The 24172-nt window shown below is 48.5% G+C and carries 24 protein-coding genes; all 24 read right to left on the bottom strand.

The genetic code is table 11. From position 1 onward, the window contains the following. Positions 1-109: 109 nt before the first annotated feature. The 24 genes from PTQ21_RS05545 to yabP all read right to left on the bottom strand — a co-directional run bounded on the left by PTQ21_RS05545 (position 110) and on the right by yabP (position 24077). The gene (locus PTQ21_RS05545) at positions 110-313 is read right to left on the bottom strand and encodes a helix-turn-helix domain-containing protein (protein ID WP_063568397.1); all 204 of its coding nucleotides are present in this window, start codon (positions 311-313) and stop codon (positions 110-112) included. Then, the gene (gene folK / locus PTQ21_RS05540) at positions 265-813 is read right to left on the bottom strand and encodes a 2-amino-4-hydroxy-6-hydroxymethyldihydropteridine diphosphokinase (protein ID WP_024633743.1); all 549 of its coding nucleotides are present in this window, start codon (positions 811-813) and stop codon (positions 265-267) included. Before folK ends, PTQ21_RS05545 begins: the two co-directional genes overlap by 49 nt. 9 nt (positions 814-822) lie before the next feature. Next, the gene (gene folB / locus PTQ21_RS05535; protein ID WP_053778905.1) at positions 823-1185 is read right to left on the bottom strand and encodes a dihydroneopterin aldolase; all 363 of its coding nucleotides are present in this window, start codon (positions 1183-1185) and stop codon (positions 823-825) included. Between the two features lie 102 nt (positions 1186-1287). Then, positions 1288-2151, bottom strand: coding sequence for a dihydropteroate synthase (gene folP / locus PTQ21_RS05530; protein WP_274569080.1), 864 nt, complete (start codon positions 2149-2151; stop codon positions 1288-1290). Continuing rightward, positions 2148-3032, bottom strand: coding sequence for an aminotransferase class IV (locus PTQ21_RS05525; RefSeq protein ID WP_274569079.1), 885 nt, complete (start codon positions 3030-3032; stop codon positions 2148-2150). The genes folP and PTQ21_RS05525 overlap by 4 nt, the downstream gene beginning before the upstream one ends. Positions 3033-3034: 2 nt before the next feature. Next, positions 3035-3610: an aminodeoxychorismate/anthranilate synthase component II gene (pabA, locus tag PTQ21_RS05520; RefSeq protein ID WP_063567564.1), complete on the bottom strand. Its 576-nt coding sequence runs from the start codon at positions 3608-3610 to the stop codon at positions 3035-3037. 48 nt (positions 3611-3658) lie between these two features. Beyond that, positions 3659-5230 carry an anthranilate synthase component I family protein gene (locus tag PTQ21_RS05515; protein ID WP_274570450.1) on the bottom strand — a complete coding sequence of 524 codons (1572 nt, stop codon included), beginning with the start codon at positions 5228-5230 and terminating at the stop codon, positions 3659-3661. Positions 5231-5371: 141 nt separating this feature from the next. Beyond that, positions 5372-6310: a cysteine synthase A gene (gene cysK, locus PTQ21_RS05510; protein WP_063567563.1), complete on the bottom strand. Its 939-nt coding sequence runs from the start codon at positions 6308-6310 to the stop codon at positions 5372-5374. Between the two features lie 338 nt (positions 6311-6648). Next, entirely contained in the window at positions 6649-7599 is a 951-nt protein-coding gene (locus PTQ21_RS05505) for a peptidyl-prolyl cis-trans isomerase (protein ID WP_063567562.1), read from the bottom strand. Positions 7600-7623: 24 nt separating this feature from the next. Further along, positions 7624-8469, bottom strand: a complete 846-nt coding sequence (gene hslO, locus PTQ21_RS05500; RefSeq protein ID WP_063567571.1) for an Hsp33 family molecular chaperone HslO — start codon at positions 8467-8469, stop codon at positions 7624-7626. Positions 8470-8609: 140 nt separating this feature from the next. Further along, a complete protein-coding gene (locus PTQ21_RS05495) occupies positions 8610-9380 on the bottom strand; it encodes a type III pantothenate kinase (protein WP_072735831.1) in 771 nt (256 codons plus the stop codon). Between the two features lie 6 nt (positions 9381-9386). After that, entirely contained in the window at positions 9387-10253 is an 867-nt protein-coding gene (nadC, locus tag PTQ21_RS05490) for a carboxylating nicotinate-nucleotide diphosphorylase (RefSeq protein ID WP_274569078.1), read from the bottom strand. Further along, the gene (gene nadB, locus PTQ21_RS05485; RefSeq protein WP_269055098.1) at positions 10250-11869 is read right to left on the bottom strand and encodes an L-aspartate oxidase; all 1620 of its coding nucleotides are present in this window, start codon (positions 11867-11869) and stop codon (positions 10250-10252) included. Before nadB ends, nadC begins: the two co-directional genes overlap by 4 nt. A 36-nt stretch (positions 11870-11905) precedes the next feature. Then, positions 11906-12844 (bottom strand): quinolinate synthase NadA, encoded by a 939-nt coding sequence (gene nadA / locus PTQ21_RS05480; protein WP_024633731.1) that lies wholly within the window; start codon positions 12842-12844, stop codon positions 11906-11908. 298 nt (positions 12845-13142) lie between these two features. Beyond that, the gene (gene ftsH / locus PTQ21_RS05475; RefSeq protein WP_063567558.1) at positions 13143-15188 is read right to left on the bottom strand and encodes an ATP-dependent zinc metalloprotease FtsH; all 2046 of its coding nucleotides are present in this window, start codon (positions 15186-15188) and stop codon (positions 13143-13145) included. Between the two features lie 101 nt (positions 15189-15289). Continuing rightward, complete coding sequence (hpt, locus tag PTQ21_RS05470; RefSeq protein ID WP_024633729.1) at positions 15290-15829, bottom strand: hypoxanthine phosphoribosyltransferase; 540 nt, start codon at positions 15827-15829, stop codon at positions 15290-15292. Positions 15830-15882: 53 nt separating this feature from the next. Further along, complete coding sequence (gene tilS, locus PTQ21_RS05465; RefSeq protein ID WP_274569076.1) at positions 15883-17322, bottom strand: tRNA lysidine(34) synthetase TilS; 1440 nt, start codon at positions 17320-17322, stop codon at positions 15883-15885. 44 nt (positions 17323-17366) lie between these two features. After that, positions 17367-18314 (bottom strand): serine/threonine protein kinase, encoded by a 948-nt coding sequence (locus tag PTQ21_RS05460; protein WP_024633727.1) that lies wholly within the window; start codon positions 18312-18314, stop codon positions 17367-17369. Beyond that, the gene (locus PTQ21_RS05455) at positions 18298-19050 is read right to left on the bottom strand and encodes a vWA domain-containing protein (RefSeq protein ID WP_064641402.1); all 753 of its coding nucleotides are present in this window, start codon (positions 19048-19050) and stop codon (positions 18298-18300) included. The genes PTQ21_RS05460 and PTQ21_RS05455 overlap by 17 nt, the downstream gene beginning before the upstream one ends. A gap of 85 nt (positions 19051-19135) precedes the next feature. Then, entirely contained in the window at positions 19136-21643 is a 2508-nt protein-coding gene (gene spoIIE, locus PTQ21_RS05450) for a stage II sporulation protein E (RefSeq protein ID WP_274569075.1), read from the bottom strand. A 502-nt stretch (positions 21644-22145) separates the two neighbouring features. Then, entirely contained in the window at positions 22146-22679 is a 534-nt protein-coding gene (locus tag PTQ21_RS05445; protein ID WP_063567555.1) for a S1 domain-containing RNA-binding protein, read from the bottom strand. 199 nt (positions 22680-22878) lie between these two features. Continuing rightward, positions 22879-23214: an FtsB family cell division protein gene (locus PTQ21_RS05440; protein WP_063567554.1), complete on the bottom strand. Its 336-nt coding sequence runs from the start codon at positions 23212-23214 to the stop codon at positions 22879-22881. Positions 23215-23226: 12 nt separating this feature from the next. After that, positions 23227-23796, bottom strand: a complete 570-nt coding sequence (gene yabQ, locus PTQ21_RS05435) for a spore cortex biosynthesis protein YabQ (protein ID WP_063567553.1) — start codon at positions 23794-23796, stop codon at positions 23227-23229. Next, positions 23793-24077, bottom strand: coding sequence for a sporulation protein YabP (gene yabP / locus PTQ21_RS05430; RefSeq protein ID WP_053778920.1), 285 nt, complete (start codon positions 24075-24077; stop codon positions 23793-23795). Before yabP ends, yabQ begins: the two co-directional genes overlap by 4 nt. Positions 24078-24172: the final 95 nt, after the last annotated feature.

Genomic DNA, 24172 nt, shown 5'->3' with positions numbered 1-24172 from the left:
GTCGTTCCACTCCTTTTTAAATCCGACTCTTGCATGAATCCTGGTTGTGTTTTAGTTTGTATAAAATAAACGAATAATGACGATATTTTCTTGTTAGTAAAAAGCGACCTTAGTTCCCCTGTAACTCCTCAATGCTGATCGACAGCACCCCGGCAATTAGATTCAGCTCCCGTTCAACTACTTTGCGGTTGCCTCGTTCAATCATACCCAGAATGGCCAGCGATATGCCCGTCTCAGCAGCGAGTTCCTGTTGTGTTAAACCTTTCAGCTTCCGGAAAGCCCGGATTCGATTGGCCAATTGCACGTTTTCCAAAGCTGTATTCCATCCTTTCCATCCAGTACAGACAACGATGATTGTACAAAGGTATACAAACCTGAATGCTCATCTTCGGTTACGATATCAGCCAGTGGCACCAATACAAACGCCCGTTCACCCATCCGTGGATGCGGCAATTGCAGCCGTTCGGTATCACTCGTCTCTCCATCCATCCAAAGCAGATCCAAATCGACTGTACGAGGGCCCCAACGGATATCACGAACCCGCCCAAGCCGTGTTTCAATATCCAGCAGTTCCGTGAGCAGCTGCTCTGGCAAAAGTGTAGTCTGTACCGCAGTTGCCATATTCAGAAACGCTGGCTGGTCCACATAACCTACCGGCTCCGTTTCATATAGCGCAGAACAGCGCAAGACAGATATATGAGGATGTGCATCCAGCAACGTTAACGCCTCAAGCAGCGTCTGTTCCCGGTCACCCAAATTAGCCCCTAAAGCAATATAAGCCTCTGAAGATTCAGAGGTCGAATGTGCAATCATGATCGGTTCTCACTTTCTTGTGCGGCGAAGCTCTACAGTTACGCCCCCAAAATGAATATCGAAAGGCGGATGCGGCTTCGTCACCTTGACTGTCAATGCATTGATAATAGTATAAGTGTCTAGTAAAGAAGATGCAATATGTTCGCCCAAAGCTTCAATTAACTGGAATGATTTATTTTCAACGATCTGTTTGACCAGCTCATGGATCTCCGCATAATTGATGGTTTTGGTTAAATCATCGTTACGCCCAGCCTCACCCAGATCCATATCGATCTCCAAATCAATATAATAACGCGCCCCCAGCTTCCGCTCCTCGGCAAATACGCCGTGATATCCGTAATACTCCATTCGATGCATTACCATTCTATCCATAAGTTCCGCCTGCCCTCTATATATAATGAATTCATGGTTCGATGTTTGTTCCTATTGCAAAACGCTACGCTTCCACTGCACGGGTCACTGGACCCGCTAGTATCATTTCCTCCGCAAGCCTGGAGATACATACAACATAGCATCACACATATCCACTGTGCGCCGAATCGGCTTCACATCATGAACCCGGACCATCTGGCATCCTTGGGCTATGCCAAAAGCAACCGTAGCGGCTGTACCCTCCAGCGCATCATTCGCCTGTACCTGTAAGGTGTTCTGAATAAACCTTTTACGCGAGGTGGCAAGCAAAACGGGATAGCCCATCTCATTGAGCAACCGGAGCGATGACATGAGCACTAGGTTTTCGTTCAGATCTTTCACGAAGCCAATGCCCGGGTCCAGAATAATCTGATCGGGATGTACTCCGGCCTCTAGCGCAATCTGTATACTCTCCTCAAGATTACGGACTACATCAACCAAATAGTTGGTATAGTCTCGTTCTTGCCGGTTGTGCATTAGGATCAGAGGACATCCCAGTTCTGCCGCAGTGCGTGCCATCTCCGGGTCAGCCTTGGCACCCCATACATCATTGATGATGTGCGCTCCAGCCTGAATAGCCTGGCGAGCGACATCCGCTTTATAGGTGTCTACCGATATCGGAATATGTGGAGCCTGCTGCCGCAGTGCTTCAATGACCGGAATGATCCGGCTGAGCTCTTCATCAGCGCCAACGATATCTGAACCTGGACGTGTAGATTCCCCGCCAATATCAATGAGATCCGCGCCATCTTCCATCATCTGAATGGCGTGAGCCACCGCACGCTCCACATTGGTATAACGTCCCCCATCCGAGAAGGAATCCGGTGTGACATTCAGAATGCCCATAATAAGTGTACGTGTGCCAAGTTTTAGCTCTGCTGGACCCCACGCATAATTCCGTTCATAGATGACTGGTGTAAGTGTCATGAAGTATACCCCGCTTTCTGCCGGTACATACCCAGAAGTACTTCTGTAACCGGGCCTATATGTCCGCTGCTGATTACCGTTTCCGTTCCATCCTCATCCCGCAATGTAGTAACTGGAACGATTTCAGCAACAGAGCCTGTCAAAAAGATCTCATCTGCCTGTAACAGCTCCTCCCAAGGGAACATTCCTTCCTGGCAAGGTATTCCTTGGTGAACTGCAAGCTCCAGTACAACGGCTCTGGTGATTCCCGGCAAAATGCCAGTCGCAAGTGCTGGCGTGTAGAGTACGCCCTGTCTCACCCAGAACAGATTGCTGACAATCCCCTCAGCTATGTAGCCATCTCGAGTTAATTGCAGACCTTCCACACTTTGTACATGCTGCCCGTATCCGTTCAGTTCCCGTTTCGCCAAAATGCTGTTCATGTAATGCAGCGATTTGAACCGCACTTCTCCTTCAGGCGTGTTACGGGGCGTCGACAGACGTTGAAGCATTTTACCATTTTCATATAGAGATGGAGAGGGTCCAGGTAGTGCTTTTGCCAATACGATATGATTGGGTTTCACATAATCCCCCGAAGGTAGCCCCAGCGGGGCTTCGCCCGCAGATACCGTATATCGCACATAGGCATCCTGGAGTTCGTTAGCAAGCAGCACACTTTTGATCCATTCCGTTACCTCCGCTGCTGTTGCTGTGAAAGGAATGCCCAGTTCACGACACCCTGCAGCCATCCGCTGCAAATGACGTTCCAGCAGAAAAGGAACTCCCTGATACGTTCGAAACGTCTCGAACAATCCGAGTCCGTACAAAAAGCCGTGATCCGTCACCGGAACCACGGCTGCCGCCATATTGACCAATTCTCCGTTTATCGCGGCATATTTCATCTCTATACCTTTACCTGCTGAGACAGGAAGTTACGCAGCATTTGATGACCGTGATCCGTAATGATGGATTCGGGATGGAACTGAACACCTTCAATCGCATATTCCTTGTGACGCAAGCCCATAATCTCGCCTTCCGCCGTCTCGGCCGTAATCTCCAGACAATCTGGCAGACTGCTGCGCTCCACGATCAGAGAGTGATACCGCGTTGCCGTAAAGGGAGATGGTAATCCGGTAAATACGGATGTTCCGTTATGGTGCATCTCCGATGTTTTGCCATGCATCATGCGGTCCGCACGAATAACATTGCCTCCGAAAGCCTGTCCAATCGCCTGATGTCCCAGACATACGCCAAAGATCGGAATACTACCCTTGAATTGATCAATGACCGCCAGACTAATGCCGGCCTCATTCGGAGTACAAGGACCGGGTGAGATCAAAATATGATCAGGTGCCAATGCCTCGATGCCTGCCAGATCAATTTCATCGTTACGGCGAACTTCCACCGTCTCCCCCAGTTCACCCAGATATTGAACCAGGTTGTACGTGAAGGAATCATAATTGTCGATAACCAGTATCATATCGTTGTTCCTCCTGTTCTTCCGTCCACACAGGGGACGGCTGCTTGATTATTTTAATTTAACGGCTTCAGCTTCCTCGCTGTAATTCACAGCCCTCATCATGGCTCTTGCTTTGTTCCGGCACTCCTTATATTCCCGATATGGATCGGAGTCAATAACGATACCTGCTCCTGCCTGTACATATCCCACTCCATCTTTAATGGAAAGTGTACGAATGATGATGTTCAATTCCATATTGCCACTGTAGTCCAGCCACCCAATCGAACCTGTATACGGTCCACGACGCACAGGCTCCAGTTCTTCGATGATTTCCATGGTGCGAACTTTGGGTGCACCCGTAATCGTTCCACCTGGGAACGTCGCTGCGATTACATCAAATACGGATAGTCCCTCGGCCAGCGTTCCCTCAACTTGAGACACCAGATGCATAACATGCGAATACTTCTCGATCGTCATCAGTTCAGGCACATGCACTGATCCATAAGCTGCAATTCGTCCGATATCATTCCGCTCCAGATCGACCAGCATAATATGCTCTGCCCGCTCCTTCTCACTGTTCAGCAGCTCAGCGGCCATCAACTCATCCTCAGCTTCATCCCGGCCTCTTCTCCTTGTTCCTGCGATCGGACGAGCACTCACCTTGCCATGATCCACTTTGACTAGCAATTCAGGCGAACCGCTCACCAGTTGGAAATCCGGACTACGCAGCAATCCCATGTAGGGAGAGGGATTTACTAGACGAAGCCATTCATAGATGTGCTCTGCACTGGACTTGAGACGTTTTTCCTGCCGCAAGGACAGATTCACTTGAAACACATCCCCCTGCCGGATATATTCCTGCACTGTACGTACCGCCTGCTCAAAGTCCTCTTGAGGAAAGGAGGTGTGCCATCCTTCCGTTTCCCGCTCCGAATCCGCTGATTGCGCAGTGAGATGAATGTGGCTATGGCGATGCTCCAATGCCTGCTGCTGCTCTTCCGCCTGGGCAAAGCCCAGAATATGCAGCCATCGCTGCTGCATGGCTGCTGCTCGCTCTTCTGCTTCTGCGTACAGCTTGCGAAGCTGAGCTTCATCCTGATCCGGCTGTACAGTCAGATGAACCATGCAGAACAGCGCCTGCTGTTCATGATCATACGCCCATATTTCTTCAAAACGCATCCACCAATAATCAGGAAGTGCCGGGTTGTCTTCTGCCAAGGTTGGCAGCTTTTCCAGGGATCTGGCTACGTCATAGCTTAGATAGCCTGCACATCCACCACCAAAGTCTGGAGCCCCGCTCACCTTTGGTGCCCTGTATGGCGCAGCCCACCTTTTTAATACTTCAAGTGGTTTACCACCGTCCGTTTGGGTACCGCCTTGAATAAGATCATGAATAACAGCTTCGTTGCCCTTGCCGGAGATAACGGATACCGGGTTTAATCCCAGAAAGGTATACCTTCCGCCTTTACCATTCTCCAACACCATTGCATAGGGTGACGCCTGCTGCCAGGCTGCTTCCCACGTTAACGGTAAACCGCCATGATACGGTCCCTTATCCGACTTAATCATATACGGCATCATGGTCCAACCTTTTCCGGCCCACTCTGTCCAGTCGGCGTATGTTGTCATCAGGTGTGTCATTGCGGTTTGCCGCCCTCCATCTGTCACTAGTTCTATTGTCTGATAGTATACTAAAGCGCCGCTGCTTTTAAAAGCATTCAGCAAAAAATCCTCCACACCCGGCATGCGGGCAAGGAGGATTTGTTTCATCACTAGTTAAGCTTAAGCTTCGAAGTTGTAAAGTGGCGTACTGAGGTAACGTTCGCCGTTACTTGGCACGATCACGACAACGCGTTTGCCTGCACCCAACTGTTTAGCCACTTGCAGACCTGCGCGGATGGCTGCACCGGAAGAAATACCGGATAGAATACCTTCTTCCTTCGCTACCTGACGAGCCGTCTCGAACGCATCATCATTCTCGATGTGAATGATCTCATCATAGATTTCCTGATCAAGAATCTCAGGAATAAAGTTAGCACCGATCCCTTGAATTTTGTGAGGACCCGGTTTGCCACCTGCCAAGATTGGCGAAGCTGCCGGTTCAACGGCAACGATTTTAATCCCAGGGTATGATTCCTTCAATACTTCACCTGTACCTGTAATCGTTCCGCCTGTACCGATTCCTGCAACGAAAGCATCCAACGTACCGCCTACAGATTGAATGGCTTCAACAATCTCAGGGCCAGTCGTTTCACGGTGGATCTTCACGTTAGCTTTATTTTTAAATTGCTCAGCCATGAAATAAGATGGATTTTCCTTAAGCAATTCCTCAGCTTTTTTAACTGCACCATTCATACCTTCGGCTCCCGGTGTGAGCACAAGCTCAGCTCCATAGGCGCGAAGCAGGTTACGACGCTCCATGCTCATCGTTTCCGGCATAACAATAACAGACTTATAGCCTTTGGCTGCAGCCACCATAGCCAGTCCAATTCCTGTGTTACCACTTGTTGCTTCGATAATGGTATCACCCGGTTTCAGCTTGCCTTCTTTTTCCGCTTCTTCCACGATGCTAATCGCGATACGGTCTTTGACGCTTGAACCTGGATTCTGGTATTCCAGTTTCACGAATACTTCAGCACTGCCTTCAGGTACGATACGGTTCAGACGAACAAGCGGAGTACCTCCGATAAGTTCTGTTACGTTATTAACTACTTTAGCCATATGAATGCCCTCCTTAGTGGGATGAATACTACTTAAGTCCTGTTGCCATATACATGTGTGGCCGAGCAGCCTCTAGATGTTATAGAAGAACTTCGGAAATCTGCCTGAGTTCATTCCGTCTGCAATAAATCGGACAGAACCTGGGTTTTCGAAGATTTCTTTGTTCATATAAATGGTTTTATTCCGAGTAAATGAGTAGGTTTTTGATTATTTTTATCTTATCAACGTTACACCCTATTGTCAATATGAGTACTCAAAAAAATACTCCGCCCTGGGCCCTAAGGCCGTAGACAGAGTATTTTTATCAAGATGCAGTAGGACATTCGTTTGCAGGATAATCAGGATGCCGGAATTTCAGCGATGATGACAGCTTCATACTTGCTCCGCAGCCTTTCCTCCACCTGGGGCAGGGGATCAGCCTGGCTGAGAGCAAGCTGCATCCGAATTTCTTCGCGAACCTCTTCTGCAGGTTGCACCTGACGCTCTTGTTTGTCATTCATTTTAATGATGGCGTATCCTTCTTCCACCTTCACCGGCCCTGCAATATCGCCAACGTCCAGTTGAGCTGCAAGTTTGAGGATCGCTTCGGACTGAAACGGATCGTTCTGCTCAACCCATCCCAGACGACCACCCGCATCACGGGAGTAAGTGTCCGTCGATTCATTACGCGCAGTTTCTTCAAAGTCTGCTCCCTTGTCGAGCGCATCCAGGACTGATTCAGCCTGTTCCTCTTCCTTCAATACAATGATAGACAGATCATATTTTTCTGGGGAAACATAGTCTTCATGGTGTTCGTTCCAATAATGCTCAATATCTGCATCCTTGATCTGTATACCGCTCGTCGCGATTTTCTCAAGCAGAAGTCGGTATCCTGCCTCCAACTCAAGATCTTGCCTGGATAAACCCAGTTGGGACTGCATCTCGTCAAAATATGCCTTCTCCGAATCATATCCATCCATGGCCGCGGCAAGTTCCTTCGCAATTTCTTTGGGAGTCACCGTCAGATTACGATCGAGCGCTTCTGCATATACAGCTTTACGATTGAGCATCTGGAGCAGCAATTCACTGCCATAGCGCCGTTTCAATGCCTCGGTCCATTCCTTGTCGGTGATGACCTCCCCATTGATCGTTGCTACCGCATTTCCCTCTTCTTGATTGGTATCCTGAGGCGAATCTGCTCCTTCACGTCCATTTCGTAAGCCTTGCACAACCATAACCGAACCCATCACCAGCATTCCAAGCGTCAAGACAATTACAGCCGTCCATAACCCTTTTTCCTGTCTTGTCATTCCGCGTCCCGTCCCCGCATAAAATCAGTTCTTGGCTTGCTCTAGGATGGTTTCAAGTTGTTCCTTGTTGAAATCGTAAGCCTCATTGCAGAATTGGCAAACCACTTCAGCCTGGCCTTCTTCCTCAATCAATTGTTCCATTTCGGATTGACCCAGACTGATCAACGTTTTCTCTACCCGCTCACGTGAACACTCACAGTGGAAATGAATATCCATTTCGTCCATGACCTGTACATCAGGCAGTACGCGACGAAGCAGTGCTTCCAGTTCAAGCCCCTCAGCCAACAGAGACGTCACTGGCGGCATTGTACCAATGGCATTTTCAATCACCGTAATCTCATCATCCATCAAACCTGGAAGCAACTGTACAATGAATCCACCGGCTACAATAACCGAATTATCGGTATCCACTAGTACACCAACGCCTACAGCAGAAGGCGTCTGCTCCGATTTGGCAAAATAGTACGTAAAGTCTTCGCCAAGTTCCCCTGAAATAATCGGCACACTGCCGCGATAAGGCTCTTTCAGCCCCAAATCCTTCGTTACGTTCACGAATCCCTCTGTTCCGACTGCGCCAGCAACGTCCAGTTTGCCCATACTGTTGCTCGGCAGATGTACATGCGGATTGCTTACATAGCCACGAACTTCACCCTTCGCATTAGCATCGGCAACAATCTGTCCAATGGGGCCGTCGCCTTTGACTTGAATTGTCAGCTTCTCTTCTCCCTTAAGCATAGCCCCCATAATGGATGCTGCTGTAACCGTACGCCCCATAGCTGCTGTAGCCGTGGGAAACGTATCATGTCTTCTGCGCAATTCCTCAACCAGTTCCGTCGTTTGAACAGCAAAGGCCCTAACCCGTCCGTTCATTGCTGTACCGCGAATTAACCGGTCTTGTTTGTTGTTGTTTTCCAAGTCATTCAGCCTCCTTTGGCGTAATCGCCAGTTATAGAAAAAACGGCATAACATATAAGACTGTAACCTCAGCCCGCTGTTTGCCGTCTCTGTTCTTACCTTTCCCGGTTCCGCTCATAAACGATACGCAGCCCTTCAAGCGTAAGCAGCGGATCCACTTCATCGATGCTGCGTGTTTCTTCTGCAATCAGCTTGGCAAGGCCTCCGGTTGCAATGACTCTAGGCTTGGCTCCCATTTCCTCGCGAATACGCTCCACAATGCCGTCCACCTGTCCTGCATAACCAAATATAATGCCGGCCTGCATCGCATGAATGGTGTTGCGACCAATGACTTTCTTGGGCTTCTCCAATTCAATACGAGGTAGCTTGGACGCTCGTTCATAGAGTGCTTCGGTTGCAATATGGATGCCGGGTACGATAGCCCCGCCCAGATAATTTCCTTTCTCGTCAATACAGTCAAATGTAGTCGCTGTACCAAAATCGACCACAACGAGAGGGCCGCCATACTTCTCAACGGCTGCTACTGCATTAACAATGCGATCCGCGCCAACTTCACGAGGATTCTCATACCGCAGGTTCAGGCCGGTTCGAATACCAGGCCCAACGAGTAGCGGTTTTTTGCCTACGTATTTCTCACACATGGCTTCAATCACATTCACTAGTGGTGGAACCACGGATGAGATGATCACACCTTCAATGTCGCGTGTTGAAATCCCCGACATATGAAATAAATTATAAATCAATACGCCGTATTCATCCACTGTCGACTGCCGGGATGTACTCAGGCGAAAATGGTGGAGCAACTCCCGGCCTTGATACACGCCGAGTACGATATTGCTGTTGCCCACGTCTACCACAAGAATCAAAGAGGTTCACCCCTCTTTCTTTTCGTTTAAATCCAGGCTGATATCCAGGCTCTCAAAAGAGTAGGTTAACCTGCCAACTGAAATTACATCCACTCCGCTCTCTGCAATACCACGAATGGTATTTAGCGAGACGTTGCCCGATGCCTCAACTTTCACATGCGGAGCCTGCTCACGAATAAGAGCGACGGCCTCACGCATCCGATCTGAGTGCATGTTATCCAGCATAATGATATCTGACCCAGCCTGCAAGGCTTCTCTGACCTGTTCCATGTTTTCGGTCTCTACTTCAATGGTCATTGTATGCGGAATGACGGCTCGCGCACGCTGTACCGCTTCAGTGATCCCGCCTGCGCCCTTGATGTGGTTATCCTTAATCATGACGGCATCATAGAGACCGAACCGATGATTTGCTCCGCCACCAACCCGCACTGCATATTTTTCAAGCAAGCGGTGTCCCGGTGTTGTTTTACGAGTATCGACCAATCGTGTAGAAAGGCCTTCCAGCGCGTCAACATAAGTACGTGTACGGGTAGCGATACCAGACATGCGCTGAAGCAGGTTAAGAGCCAGACGCTCTCCTGTCAGCAAGCTATGTGTGCTTCCTTCTACCTCAGCCAGAATCGTACCATGTGTAACTGCATCACCGTCTTTTACCATTGGTGTGAACGCAAGACCAGGATCCACTACCTGAAACACGAGTTCTGCTACCGTAATTCCTGCAATGATTCCATTGTCTTTGGCATGTATAACGGCCTTGGACTGACTGCCAGCGGGAATCGTCACATTTGTTGTGACATCCCCTGCACCAACATCCTCACGAAGCCAGTTTTTGATTGATTCGATGAGTCCTTCATTATATCCGTTCAGTATCATGACATCAATTCCTCCACAATCGCTTGTTCTCGCTGCTGCAGACTATGCTTCTGCCATACGGCATCGTCACGCTGCGGGAAATCCTCACGGTAGTGGGCTCCCCGACTTTCCTCGCGGTGTAATGCTCCAGTGGTAACCAACCAGGCACAGGTCAAAAGGTTGGCATATTCCATCTCTTCTTTGTGAGTAAACTTCTGATCAAAAAATTGCAGTTCTTGTTGCAGTTTCTCTATTGCTGCTTGCAGGTTAGCGCCATTCCGGCGCAGCCCCACTTGACGCACCATCATTTTTTGCAGACGCAAGCGTCTTTCGGACACCGGCTTCTGCTCTTCCTTTATGATCCTGCGAATAGTTGTTAATGTGGGAATATTTGTCTGGAGTGAAGCAAGCGGAGGAAGGGATTGAATACGATCCACGATTCTCCGGCCAAATACGATTGCTTCAGACAGAGAGTTGCTCGCCAGGCGATTGGCTCCATGTACTCCAGTAGAAGATACCTCACCGCAGGCAAATAACCGGCCAATGCTGCTCTCCCCACTGAGATCCGTCTTCACTCCGCCCATCATGTAATGTGCAGCAGGAGCAACCGGAATCCAGTCTGTGGTCATATCCAGTCCGTATCGCATACAGGTCTCATAAATAGTAGGAAACCGATGCTTAATCATCTCCGCCGGTTCATGAGTGATATCCAAATATACAAAGGTGCTGTTTGTCGATTCCATCTCACTGACAATTGCCCGCGCGACGATATCACGTGGTGCCAGTTCAAGCTGTGCATGATACCGTTCCATGAAGCGCTCGCCTTTCACATTGCGCAAATAGGCTCCTTCGCCACGTACCGCCTCGGACACCAGGAAACGTGGTGCTCCCGGATAACAAAGGGAGGTCGGGTGAAATTGGATAAACTCCATGTCCCGGACAACTGCCCCGGCACGATAGGCCATCGCCACACCATCTGCTGTAGCCACTTCCGGATTAGTCGTATATCGATACAATTGTCCAGCTCCGCCAGAGCATAGTACGGTTGCCTCTGCCTTCACAAATACTTGTGAGCCGTCAGCCTTCTGAACCAGCGCACCTACACATTCTCCCTGCTCTGTAATCAGGTCAATGACAAAATGCTCATCCCACACTTCAATCCCCGGATGTTCATTCGCCTGTGCAGCCAGTGCACGCACAATCTCATATCCCGTTGCATCCCCATTGGCATGCAAAATACGGCGGTGGCTGTGCGCACCTTCCTGCGTCAACGCCAACTCGCCGTTCTCCAGATCAAACAAAGTACCCAGTCGAATCAGTTCTTTCACTCCGTCCGGGCCCTCGTTCACCAATGCTTCGACTGCTTCGGAGCGGCATAATCCCGCTCCTGCAACAAGTGTATCCTGCAAATGGTAGGCAGGTGAATCATCCTCAGCAATAACCGCAGCGATTCCTCCCTGCGCATACCGGGTGTTACTTTCCAGTAACGACTTCTTCGTGATCATCAACACACTGCGTTGTTCACTCGCCTTGATCGCAGTAAACAAACCAGCAATGCCCGAACCAATAACCAGCACATCCGTCTCCACCATCGGCAGCGCGGACAGATCAAAATCCACTAAATATTGCGGTATCATGTTATTTCACCTGTCTTGGAGCAAGAGTAGCGCATGCTACTTCACCAGTAACATGCGCTCTAGTGATTCTCTGGCTTTGTCGGCAACCGCTGGCGGTACGTAAATTTGCGGCTTCATCGTTTCCAGACATTTAACCAGCTTTTTCAAGTTGTTGACCTTCATGTTCGGGCATACGAGGAACTTGGTAGCAAAGTGGAATTGTTTATCTGGGCTATCGAGACGCAGTTGGTATCCTGTACCATCCTCGGTACCTACGATAAATTCTTTAGCGGACGAATTCTTACAATATTCCAGAATGGCGGTTGTGCTACCTACGAAGTCACCCATCTCTACAACCTCAGGACGACATTCCGGGTGAACAACGAACTCGGCATTTGGATGCTTCGCTCTCATCTCAACCACGTCTTTGACCGTCAGCATATCATGGGTATTGCAGTAACCTTCCCAGATAATCATTTTCTTGTCTGTATGTTGTTGCACATAATGTCCCAGATTTTTATCCGGTACCCAGATGATTTCATCGGAATCAACAGATTGAATGACTCTGACAGCATTGGCCGATGTACAACAGATGTCGGTCTCTGCCTTGATCTCAGCTGAAGAATTGATGTACGTTACAACTTTGGCATTCGGGTGCTGTGCTTTCAATTTACGTAAGCCTTCAACGTTCACCATGTCTGCCATTGGGCAGCCTGCACGCTCGTCGGGGATGATAACCGTTTTGTTAGGGGCAAGAATTTTAGCGCTTTCACCCATAAAATGAACCCCGCAGAAAACGATAACATCCGCATCGGTTTGTGCCGCCTTCTGGGCCAGCAAAAACGAATCTCCCCGGAAATCAGCGACCTCCTGTACCTCGTCACGTTGATAATAATGGGCAAGAATAATGGCATTACGTTCCTTCTTCAACTCCATCAGCCGCTCGCGCAGCTCCCGGTTCATCTCAGCCTTGCGCTCTAAAGCCAGAGCTTCCACCTGTGATCCTCTCCTTATCGGGACAGCCTTATACGCTGTTTCATATGGCAAATCCAAGTCGTTATTTTCGCTTGAGAAACGAATCACAAGCGGTTTAACACCTAATGTACACAACGTTCACGACTCTGTCAATAAATGAAAACGCCCCAGAACAAGGGCATAACCGCCCATTTCCTACGTGGTTCGCCCTATAGCTCCCCGTTATCATTATCTATACAATTTAAAGGAATATATAAAAAAAGAGAGCCCGAAGGCTCTCTTTGTTCATCTGCCACTATAAACAGATGGTTGTTATAAATTAAGACGTTGGCTTCGTTCCACCATCATCCGGGTCATTGCTGTTTCCTTTGTCCAGATTCGGAGCTTCGTTAGGAATATCTCCGGCTGGTGGCTCAGGCGTTTCATCTTTGCCTTGGATACGGACGCGTACATCACCGATGTTGTCGATGATCGCCTCTCCGCTTTCGCTAGGCGTGCCTTCTCCATCATTGCTGTTCTCACTTTTTGGAGTCAGGGAACCTGTCTCGATCAATTCCTTGATCTGATCCATTTCCAATGTCTCCACTTCGAGCAATGTTTGTGCGATCAGATGCATCTCTTTCGAATGTTTTACGAGCAAGTCCTTACATTTCTCGTAACAATCGTTAATGAAGCGTTGCATTTCCTGATCAATCTCATATGCGATGGAATCCGAGTAATTCTGTTCATGACCAATATCACGGCCCAGGAATACCTGTCCCTGTGAACTTCCGAATTGCATAGGACCCAATTTCTCACTCATACCGTACTCCATAACCATACTTCGAACAATACCTGTCGCTTGCTGGAAGTCACTGTATGCGCCAGTACCAATTTCACCAATGAACAATTCTTCTGCAACACGGCCCCCAAGGAGTCCCGTTATTTTGTCCAACAGCTCCTGCTTGGTTACAAGCATACGATCTTCTTTTGGCAACATGATTACATATCCACCCGCGCGTCCACGCGGAATAATGGTAACTTTATGTACCATATCGGCATGTTCCAGGAAGTAACCTACAATGGTGTGACCTGCTTCGTGGTAAGCAATGATACGTTTCTCACGATCACTGATGACACGGCTTTTCTTCTCCGTACCTACGATAACACGGTCAATCGCCTCGTCTACCTCACGCATGGAAATATCTCTGCGATTACGACGTGCCGCAAGCAATGCCGCTTCATTCAAGAGATTTTCCAAATCTGCACCGGAGAATCCGGTAGTACGCTTCGCAATAATGTCCAGCTTCACATCTTTGGTGAGTGGTTTGTTGCGTGAGTGTACTTTCAGAACCGCTTCACGACCTCTCACGTCAGGGCGATCAACCGTGATTTGACGGTCAAAACGTCCTGGGCGCAGCAAGGCAGGGTCCAGAATATCAGCACGGTTCGTTGCAGCAACGATGATAATACCTTCATTGGCTCCGAATCCGTCCATTTCAACAAGCAACTGGTTGAGTGTTTGTTCACGTTCGTCGTGACCACCACCAAGACCAGCACCACGCTGACGTCCTACAGCATCGATCTCATCGATAAAGATGATACATGGGGCGTTTTTCTTCGCATTTTCAAACAAGTCACGTACACGAGATGCACCGACACCGACAAACATTTCAACGAAGTCAGAACCGGAAATACTGAAGAATGGTACACCCGCTTCACCGGCAACAGCACGAGCGAGCAAGGTTTTACCTGTACCCGGAGGACCTACAAGCAATACGCCTTTAGGAATCCGCGCACCTACTGCTGCGAATTTACGAGGGTCCTTGAGGAAGTCCACGACTTCAACCAGTTCCTGTTTCTCTTCGTCAGCACCCGCAACATCTTCAAACGTAACCCGTTTCTTCTCTTCGTTATAGAGACGAGCACGGCTTTTACCAAAGTTCATTACTTTACCGCCGCCGCCTTGAGCCTGATTAAACAGGAAGAAGAACAGCAGGAACATAATGATCAAAGGAATAAAGGAAGTCAGCAACGTCAACCAGATGCTGTCACCTTTCATAGGTTCCTGATGATATTCAAAATTGTTCGTTTCGCTTGCAGCTACAAGCTCACTAATCGCCTCATCCGTAGGAGGAATATACGTTGAGAAATTTTCTGATTTGGCCCCGTCAGGTATCTTTCTGTATTGACCGGTCACGAGGTACGTCTGACCGTTGAATTGAACCGTCAATTCAGAGACGTTGTTGGCCTTGATTGCCGTGCGCAACTGATCATATCTAGGATTATCGGTGGCTTCGCCGCCATTGCTGACGAACTGGACTATCCCCACCACAACTAAAAAAAGAATCAAATAAAAACCAGAATTCCGGATGAACCGATTCATCCCCTACCTCCTCTCGAGACACTTTAATTATTTTAACATAGCCCGACATGGCTTCTCAACAGAAGCCACCAACAGATATGGGCTTGGAACTAGCTTAAGCATTAGTTGCTGTAAACTTCCGGTTTCAGAATCCCGATGTAAGGGAGGTTCCGGTACTTCTCGGCATAATCCAAACCATAGCCAACGATGAATGCGTCCGGAATGTCAAAGCCGGTGTAATGAGCTTCAAGTTCGACTTTGCGACCTGAAGGCTTGTCAAATAGCGTAACCACACGGACGGATTCAGCACCGCGGTTCTGCAAGAGTTCGATCAGATAACTGAGCGTGAGTCCACTATCAATAATGTCCTCTACAATCAGAACCTCGCGTCCCTCGACGGATTCATCCAGATCCTTAATGATTTTAACAACGCCTGATGATTTGGTGGAAGCGCCATAACTCGATACTGCCATGAAATCCATCTCAACAGGTACCGTAATGTTCTTAACCAAATCAGCCATAAATATAAACGCACCCTTGAGCACACAAATGACCAAAGGATTGCGATTTGCATATTCGGCACTTATTGTTGCGCCTAATTCCTTGATTTTACTCTGAATTTCTTCTTCACTGATCAATACTTCCTGAATGTCGTTCTGCAACTGTGCGAACCTCCTAAGTTATACATATGAAAGCCTTACCTGAACCATAACCACTACCCCTGAATCGCTGAATCGCCTACAGTCATGTACAGGATTGCGGAAGTATCCTCCCTGACAGGAGCTACACTAGACCGGCGAACACCCGGTAACCAAATGACATTGCCTGCTCCATCACATACCACGGGAACCCGTGAACGGACAGATGGGGGAATTTTCTCATCGATGAAAATATTTTTCACCTTTTTGCTTCCGTTTAATCCCATCACTTTCATGGTATCTCCAGGTAACCTTGAACGCACAACCAGCGGCATAAGCAGTTGATCCGCATCAAATGCGGCATGATCCGCCGATTCCGGTACATGATAGTCCTCGGGACTCATCGGAACGATCCGAACATGCCGGTCGATTTCCGCGAGAGAAAGCTCATAAGTTCCGCTCCATTGAGCAAGACGATATTCGTAAGATTGATCCTGTACGTCAGTCCGTATGCCGAAAGAGATCAGATCATACTCCCGGGTGCAGGCGAGTGTCTGTCCTATATCCAGGCTCCAGGTCGTCGCGTCAGGCTGAATTACCTTGCGGCGAATGGTCTCAATACGGGTAAAGTCGACAAAATCACTGTCCAAAGGCAGATAATTCAATATTAGTTTAATCAACCTTCGTTGTAAAGCGACATGTAACTTCAAAAAGGAAGGCACCTCAAAGGTTTGCCTTCCGCCGTTCGCCTGCACTAGACACCTGTATGCGTCATATGCACCTTGTTCCATGAAATCGTCTTCATCACCTACAATTTCGGCAAGTCGATTCAAAGACGGCGTCAACTGTCCATTATATTGCCCCAAAAAAGGAAGCACATCCAAGCGAATGGCATTACGCCGATATTTACGCAGGAAATTGCTTTCATCATTAAAATACAGAAAACCCTGGGTATTACAAGCTTCTACAAGGTCTGTCTTGTTTATACGAAGGCATGGACGAATAAGTTCCACATTTTTTTCTCGCCGTTTAAACTTCATTCCAGCGAGTCCGGAAAGACCACTTCCTCGCAGCAAATGGAGCATAACCGTCTCTGCCTGATCGTCGGCATGATGGGCCAGTGCAATGCTCGCCGCATCGTATTTGACAGCCACTTCATGCAAAAACTCATATCGCTTGTTGCGCGCAGCTTCCTGAGAGCCTTGACCGGTAAGCTTCATATAAGAAGGTACGTCGGCCTTCACCCATTCAAATGCAATGCCAAGTCGGTGCGCAAGTTCCTTCATCATCTCGGCTTCATGATCGGATTCAATCCGAAAACCATGGTGTACATGGGCGCAGATCAATTCCAGCGGGACATGCCTGGTACTGATCTCATGCATGATATGCAAAAAAGCTACCGAGTCCGGTCCGCCCGATACTGCGACGACAATCCGATCCCCGGGAACCCATAACTGATGCTCTTCCGCTGCATCCAGCACGTTATTCACCAGCTTGTTCCAGCGTAAAGCTTCCATACCTGTTCCTCATTCCTTACGTTATGTATATGCACTCTCACAGGTCAGAATCGCAGTGCATAGATGAGTACCCCAATAAGTAATATAACGGAGACGGCAAATGCATTTTTGAGCCAACGCGGAGTTGTACTCTTGGAACGGCGACGAAGAGGAGAAGGGCGTGCCATCATCTCTTTCCAGACCTTAGCCGCGTGTCCGGCATCCTGAAATTGACCTCGTAATGCCTGAATAGTCCAGTTTCGAAAAGGGCGGAGACGTTCGCTGCGCTCCACGAGAGCTGTGAGCTGATTTACACTTCGCAGTTGAGGTAATCCCTCTGCAGCTAGCGCTTTGAGTGCATCAGCTTCAAGTACATGAATCAATAATAGCGCAAAAGCAAACACATCATAGGTACCGTCTGCTGTTCGACTGCCTGCATTCCAGAATCCGCGATCATACCATTCAGTGAACTGCTTGACGCTCCGGCCGATAGAAGTCACTCCGCCATAGTCGATAAGTTCTACCTGCCCATAATCCGATACCAGTACATTTTGAGGTTTGAGATCGCCAAACACCCATCCAGCCTGATGCAATTGAGCCAGCTTTTGCAATAGTCTGAGTCCAACCAGAAGTGTCCAGTCCGTTCCCTGACGCCGAATGAAGTGGTGCAAAGACTCCCCCCGAACGTAACGCATCACATAAAAGGGAATATCACGACCACGAATAGCGTAGTCATCCACATCTTTCAGATAAGAAGGAATGCCACTCTGCCGAAGGGCCTCATGATTACGCTGTAATTGAAAAGATTTGAGCACATTAATTTCCGATTGCAGATCTACTGGGTCAAATCCCATTTTAAGCGCATAATGTTTGCCATTCTCACCCCGCTGGACAAGAAAAACGATGCCGTTGGCTCCTTTGCCCAGCAGCTTCCGAATCGTATAACGGCTGCGATTCCATTTCCCTGTGATGACTGTTCCTGGCGGGAAAGAGGCGTCAGACAACGTTGTCACCGAGCATCCCTTCTCTTTCAATGCGATAGTTCCCTTCTATTTCCTGCTGTCCCTCCAGTGTACCATAACGGTAAAAATCAATCACCCTTTGAATCGCAGGACCTGTCGGCGTCGCTCCCTTCATTTGCAAACGTCCAAATAGTGAACGAACACGGCTCGGGTCAACTGTCCAGTCGATATCCATGACAGCTTCTTCTCCGCTATGGCGCCCAGGAAAATGAAAGACGGAAAGATGGCTCTGACCCATACGTGCCTGCAAGCTAAGCATTAAATCGCGAATCCCTTCCTCCACCGCAGCAAGCTTCGGCTTCATACTGGCACTTACGTCAATGAGAAGCACGACCTGAAGTGGTGTTGTCTCGGCCATATCATCCATCACTTCAACGACCTGCGCACGTTTTGCCGGTTCAAGGTCTGTTACCGTTTTCGGCTCGTGCTCTCCCAGAATTTGTGTTAACTCTCTATTAACCGCCTGTTGAATGGTCTGAACCACCGTTTTTCTTGTCATCATCTGCATCGTATGGGCAAGCTGTCTTGTGCCTACGATCTGACTAATTCCACCTCCGGCTTTGGCAATATCCTCGATCTCCCGACTACCCAACTCACCAATGGTTCCATAATCAATAACGCCGACCACGTTGACCGTAATTCCTTCTTCTCGCGCTTCCGCCGCAGCCAGCACTGGACTTGGGCCTACATTGGAACAACCGTCGGTGATCAACAAGATTTGTTTCATCCGATATCCCTCCGTTTTGGGTTACTCTCCAACTCTATGACTAGCATTGCCAGAATGAAGAGACTTCAAACAGAGGAATATGCAATTAACTGACAGTGCGCGGACGCTCCATCCGGCTTATTCCGGGTACTCTCAATGTGGCCCACTCCGGGCGATAATGTTCTATTTTGCCTACAATTACAGTCATATCATCATAGATCTCATGTTGCTGATAACGTATAACACTTTCAAGCAGACAGTCTGCTACCTCCTGAGGATCATCACTATCAATTTCCTGAATGAGCCGCTTCATCCATAGTTCTTTATTGACGGCATACCCCGGTGCATCATAGATACCATCTGTCATCATAATTAAAACATCCCCTGGCTGAAGCTGTACGGTTACCAGATCCACCTCAATATCTTTGATAATGCCAATCGGCAGATTGCTTGCCGAAACTTGAATAACCTCCTGCCCTCGTTTAATAAAACTTGGAGTCGAGCCGATTTTCATAAACGTGGTCTCTGCCGTATATTCATCGATCAGAGCCATATCCACTGTTGCATACATTTCTTCAGGAGAACGCAGCATCAGAACGGAATTCACCGATTTGATCGCCAGCTTCTCATCCATGCCCGACTGTAACAACTGCTCCAGTATATTTAGCGCAGCACTGCTCTCCATGCGTGCCCGTTCGCCATTGCCCATGCCATCGCTAAGCGCAACTGCAAAGGTCCCGTTACCCAGTTCAACCGTGCTGAAACTGTCCCCGGACATCACATCTCCCCCTTTGGCGGCAGCAGCAACACCGGTTGTTATCTCGAACGTTTTGGCAGAACCAAAGGTGACTGTCGCCAGCCCTTGGCGAGGATCGAGCATGGTCTCATTCAAGACGGCAATATGCTCGTCCAGTACATCCGAGATCAGCGGAGCAATTATTTTCCGGCACTCGTCAAATCCGCGTGTATAGGCATGAACAATCTCTATTTCCACATTCCCCGCTTCCAGATTAATGATTTCAATAGAATGTATGGACAGACCCAACGACTCAAGCGCATCCCGAATCTGCTCCTCCTGTTGTACCATCTCCTCACTTTCCCGTTGAATTTCTTTCGCCAGGTCCTCCATCACCTGGGATACCCCTGATAATTGTTCTGCAACCAGCTGTCGACTATCTATAATCTGACGTTTCCATTGCATGTTATGTTGATGCAGACCATACTGGGCACGCATCACTTCAAGTACCTCCTCCGGTTTCGCACATACCCTGTTCCATTCCACCGGAATCTGCTTGCCTGACATCTCCGGGTTGGCTTCAATGGAACTCATCACGTCCGTCATGTATTTATAGGTTTGAATAAACTTCGCATCCCAACATTGATCCTTCTTAAAGCAACCCGAACATGTGCCTTCGGCTACGGCATTCATGAAGTGTTCCATCCCGCCTTCGTTCTGTACCGGCTCCCCCGCGCCGGACATCTGATCGAAGCTGCGTGACAACTGACGGAATACCTGAGAGAAGCGGGTAACCCGTTCTGCGGTGACATCCCGAATTCTCTTCGCATATTCATGTTGCGATTTCGTGTGATCCTGAGTGCCAGGAACATATTTGGAGATGGCCGTCAGCATACTTTTTGGCGTTAACATAAACAGAACAATGGCTGCGCATGTCTCCCATAAGGAGTTCATGACATCTCCCGGTCCACCCAGGTATATGGATAGAATAGAGGAACCGAGCAGCATGCCCAGAGCAACCGCCGCACGTTTTCCTTCCCGGAGCATACCCGCCAGCATGCCAGCAAAAGCAAGCAGACTCATCTGATATACCGCCGACATATCGGCCAAACTCAGAATGAGACCAGTAATGACCCCAACCGATGCTCCGAGGGGGGCTCCGCCCACCAGCGCGAAGATTAGAATGAGATAACGAGAGAGCATATGCTCTACAGACAGGGACTGGATCGTCCAGCCCACCGCCCCCGTCATCACGGAGGCCAGCAAGATGATCAGACAGAGGATCTCCTCGTTCTTTAGGTTGAATTTTTTTTTGCGATACGTGAAGATCGGTATGGCCTGTATGAAAACTAAGGTAAGCACAAAGCTGAGTACGGAATCCATCGTGAGCATTAGCATGGCGTACCAGCTGAAAGACGGCCCAATAACGACGGCGAATAACTTGACCATAAAAGTAGTCGTAAACACCATCGTTGGCGCATAAGATAATTCAGCGCGGTCATAAGACTCCAGTCCTCTGAACAACAGATAGAAGATAGCGAGCTCCGAAGCAACAATCAGAGGTACCGGAAACGGGGCGAAGAGACTTCCTGCCAGCAACGCAGCTCCTACCGGAATAATGTAATCCCTGCGCATGAAGGCGATAACCGCAAAGTAAGCAATCGCAAAGGGTGATAATTCATTCAGAATCATGGCCTTACCTAGCAAAAATCCCATAAAGGTAAGAAGCAGCACCCATTTACGTGCAGCAACGATCTGGACGGCCTTGCGGGAGCTAATCCACTGTTTGAGACGTACCGACAGCTCCTCCCGAGCTTCTGTACCTCCTTTACCAGCTTTCATTCCCGGAAATTGAATGACATTCCACTTTTCCATCATCCTCAAGGCACCCCATTCGATTAATTTAATTTTCGTGTTTCGTTCTCGATGGTTCTGATTATAGATAGAATAGAAGACGTAGTTTGTCACAATTGGTGGGTAGGGTCCAAAAACTTTACGACAAAAGAAACAGACGCGGCGCGGTGGTGCGAAACCCCCGGCCTTATTGTGGTTTCATACATTTGCCATAACCCTTGCCGACAAGGCACTTGTCTGATTTTGAACCGGACGCGCTTCGTCCTCGCCACGATTTGAGCAGGATACCTGTGGAATGCCACGGAAACCTGTCGGTAAAAAATGGTAGACGACAAATGTTCTTATGTACTTTTTTTCTTGTGCAGAAAAACTGGGGATATGGAGCTTCACTTTACAAAAACGGCTATGAATCCAGTTAATTGTCTATATCTGAACGGTTAAACTCCAAAATTAAAAACAAACGCAAAAAAACCGTCAGCCCCAAGGCTAACGGTTTTTCTTATATTTTAAATCAGGTTGAACCAGATTACACGCGTTTGGCTCCACGGCCACCACGTTTGCCTTCTGTGTTCTTCTTCAGCGAAGAGATTCGTTCTTCGCTATCTTTCAGGAAGCGTGACATTTTATCCTCAAATGAAGGTTTGCCTGCTGCGGGCTTGAAAGAACGGCCTCCGCGGTCACGGTTAAAACCACCACCACCGCCACCGCCTCCACGGCCTTGGCCACCACTTGGGCCTCCACCGCTGAATCGTTCGCGATCTCCTCCACTGCGTTCCGGTCTAGGAGCTCTTGGGGGTCTGGACTGTGTTTGTTGCTCAACCGGTTTGTCAACAGCTTGCTTAATGGAAAGCCCAATCTTGCCATCCTTGTCAACGTTGATGACCTTAACGGTAACGAGGTCATTAAGCTTCAGGTGGTCGTTGACATCTTTGACATAATTGTCGGCGATTTCCGAGATGTGAACGAGACCCGTGACACCTCCTGACAGATCCACAAATGCTCCAAAATGCGTGATGCCTGTCACCTTGCCCTCTAACTTGGTGCCCACTTCAATTGCCATAGAATAAAATGATCCTCCCTTAAAAATATACAACCCGATTTTTTTGAATGCCAAAATCAATGCTGTGCTAATTTAATTATACCTTATGCCGCAAACCAAGGTCAACTGAGCACTACCCCTTAAGGTAGCCTATTTTTTCCGGTATAACGGCTTCAGACATATAGATAACAATCCTTGCTCGATAATGAGCCAAATTACATCAGTTCCCTGACTCTTCAACCTGAATTGGTGTTTCCTCAGGCAGATAGTATCCTTTTTTCCGAGCCAGCTGTCCTATGTATTCGGGATCCTTCAACCGACTGACTTCGTACTTCAATTGATCCAGCTTCTTCAACGTCTCTTCCTTTGAAGATTGCTGGGCAGCCAGATGAGAACTCTTGTCCGAAATTTGCGCAGTCTGCACAAGGAACGTATATCCTGCCCAAATGATAAACACAACCATAAAGGTCATCCATAGCATGAGACGCCTTTTGGCACCTGCAGATTTTCCTTGGCCTGCTGGAGCTTTTGATTTGTTCATAGGTGTTTTACCCATTATCGGACCTCCTTAAAACCAGCGTTTCCACATCGCTGCGATACTTGAACCCGCACGGATCAGGAAGTGTGGCGTAACCCAATGTTTCAGGATTGGCCTAAACATCCAGCGGAACAACTTGCCGAAAGGTACCAAACATTGCAGCACCAGCTTACCCAGGAATAACAGTATGGCGAGTACGAAACCAAATAATACACGCACTAGCTTGTAAAGTCCTTTAGCGGGCATAACGATCAGGATGTTAAGGATATGTCCACACCAATGAATCAGCGTTCTTGCGAGTTTAATTAACATTACCACAAAACGCTGGGTTGTAACACTTAAAAGCCAAAAATAGAAGCAAACCCCTATAATCAGCCCCAAAAAGACATAAAACCGCAGCTGTCCGTGGTTTCCGGCGTACAGCATCCGGAAGACGAACAGCGCGGAAGCGACCCAATACAACAGATCTAGCGTGTGGACGCTCCATCTCGGGAACCGTAGCTGACCGGACAGTACCCGGTAACTGTCGTAGGCCATCCCCATCACGGCTCCCGACATCAGCATCCACATCAATGTGATCCATTGAGTATCCGGACTCATCGGAACATCTTGCCGAACAGGCCTTTACCGTTTTTGGACTGAGAACCGGGGTCCAGATATTGAAGAGAACTGACAGTGCCCTCGATGGATAACAAACCGTCCTCCAGGCTCAGGTTTTTGATATGTAAATTGTGCCCCCGGATGGTCAGATGCCCAAGTTCAGTTTGCAGCAAAAATTCCTCACTGTCGAAGCTCTCCACATTGGAGACACCCGTCAGATCCAGCAGTTTCCGATTCTGCATGCTCAGATGATGCTGTTTCGTCTTACTTTGCTCAACCATGGCATGTACCCCTCCTTCTTAACCCTAGCTTATGGACCAGAAGTGCAGAATAGAACCAAGGTTGTATGAAAGCAAATGTCCGGATAACGGTTGAG

It is taken from the genome of Paenibacillus marchantiae (assembly GCF_028771845.1).
GTDB lineage: Bacteria > Bacillota > Bacilli > Paenibacillales > Paenibacillaceae > Paenibacillus > Paenibacillus marchantiae.
Note: the sequence above shows the minus strand (reverse complement) of the source record. Positions and strands in the feature narration are given on the sequence as shown.

What these genes read in the sequence shown, in the direction of transcription:
- folK (WP_024633743.1), bottom strand. Translation starts at nt 813, where the DNA reads ATGATTGCACATTCGACCTCTGAATCTTCAGAGGCTTATATTGCTTTA.
- folB (WP_053778905.1), bottom strand. Translation starts at nt 1,185, where the DNA reads ATGGATAGAATGGTAATGCATCGAATGGAGTATTACGGATATCACGGC.
- folP (WP_274569080.1), bottom strand. Translation starts at nt 2,151, where the DNA reads ATGACACTTACACCAGTCATCTATGAACGGAATTATGCGTGGGGTCCA.
- PTQ21_RS05525 (WP_274569079.1), bottom strand. Translation starts at nt 3,032, where the DNA reads ATGAAATATGCCGCGATAAACGGAGAATTGGTCAATATGGCGGCAGCC.
- pabA (WP_063567564.1), bottom strand. Translation starts at nt 3,610, where the DNA reads ATGATACTGGTTATCGACAATTATGATTCCTTCACGTACAACCTGGTT.
- PTQ21_RS05515 (WP_274570450.1), bottom strand. Translation starts at nt 5,230, where the DNA reads ATGACACACCTGATGACAACATACGCCGACTGGACAGAGTGGGCCGGA.
- cysK (WP_063567563.1), bottom strand. Translation starts at nt 6,310, where the DNA reads ATGGCTAAAGTAGTTAATAACGTAACAGAACTTATCGGAGGTACTCCG.
- PTQ21_RS05505 (WP_063567562.1), bottom strand. Translation starts at nt 7,599, where the DNA reads ATGACAAGACAGGAAAAAGGGTTATGGACGGCTGTAATTGTCTTGACG.
- hslO (WP_063567571.1), bottom strand. Translation starts at nt 8,469, where the DNA reads ATGAACGGACGGGTTAGGGCCTTTGCTGTTCAAACGACGGAACTGGTT.
- nadC (WP_274569078.1), bottom strand. Translation starts at nt 10,253, where the DNA reads ATGATACTGAACGGATATAATGAAGGACTCATCGAATCAATCAAAAAC.
- nadB (WP_269055098.1), bottom strand. Translation starts at nt 11,869, where the DNA reads ATGATACCGCAATATTTAGTGGATTTTGATCTGTCCGCGCTGCCGATG.
- ftsH (WP_063567558.1), bottom strand. Translation starts at nt 15,188, where the DNA reads ATGAATCGGTTCATCCGGAATTCTGGTTTTTATTTGATTCTTTTTTTA.
- tilS (WP_274569076.1), bottom strand. Translation starts at nt 17,322, where the DNA reads ATGGAAGCTTTACGCTGGAACAAGCTGGTGAATAACGTGCTGGATGCA.
- PTQ21_RS05455 (WP_064641402.1), bottom strand. Translation starts at nt 19,050, where the DNA reads ATGAAACAAATCTTGTTGATCACCGACGGTTGTTCCAATGTAGGCCCA.
- spoIIE (WP_274569075.1), bottom strand. Translation starts at nt 21,643, where the DNA reads ATGATGGAAAAGTGGAATGTCATTCAATTTCCGGGAATGAAAGCTGGT.
- PTQ21_RS05445 (WP_063567555.1), bottom strand. Translation starts at nt 22,679, where the DNA reads ATGGCAATTGAAGTGGGCACCAAGTTAGAGGGCAAGGTGACAGGCATC.
- PTQ21_RS05440 (WP_063567554.1), bottom strand. Translation starts at nt 23,214, where the DNA reads ATGGGTAAAACACCTATGAACAAATCAAAAGCTCCAGCAGGCCAAGGA.
- yabQ (WP_063567553.1), bottom strand. Translation starts at nt 23,796, where the DNA reads ATGAGTCCGGATACTCAATGGATCACATTGATGTGGATGCTGATGTCG.
- yabP (WP_053778920.1), bottom strand. Translation starts at nt 24,077, where the DNA reads ATGGTTGAGCAAAGTAAGACGAAACAGCATCATCTGAGCATGCAGAAT.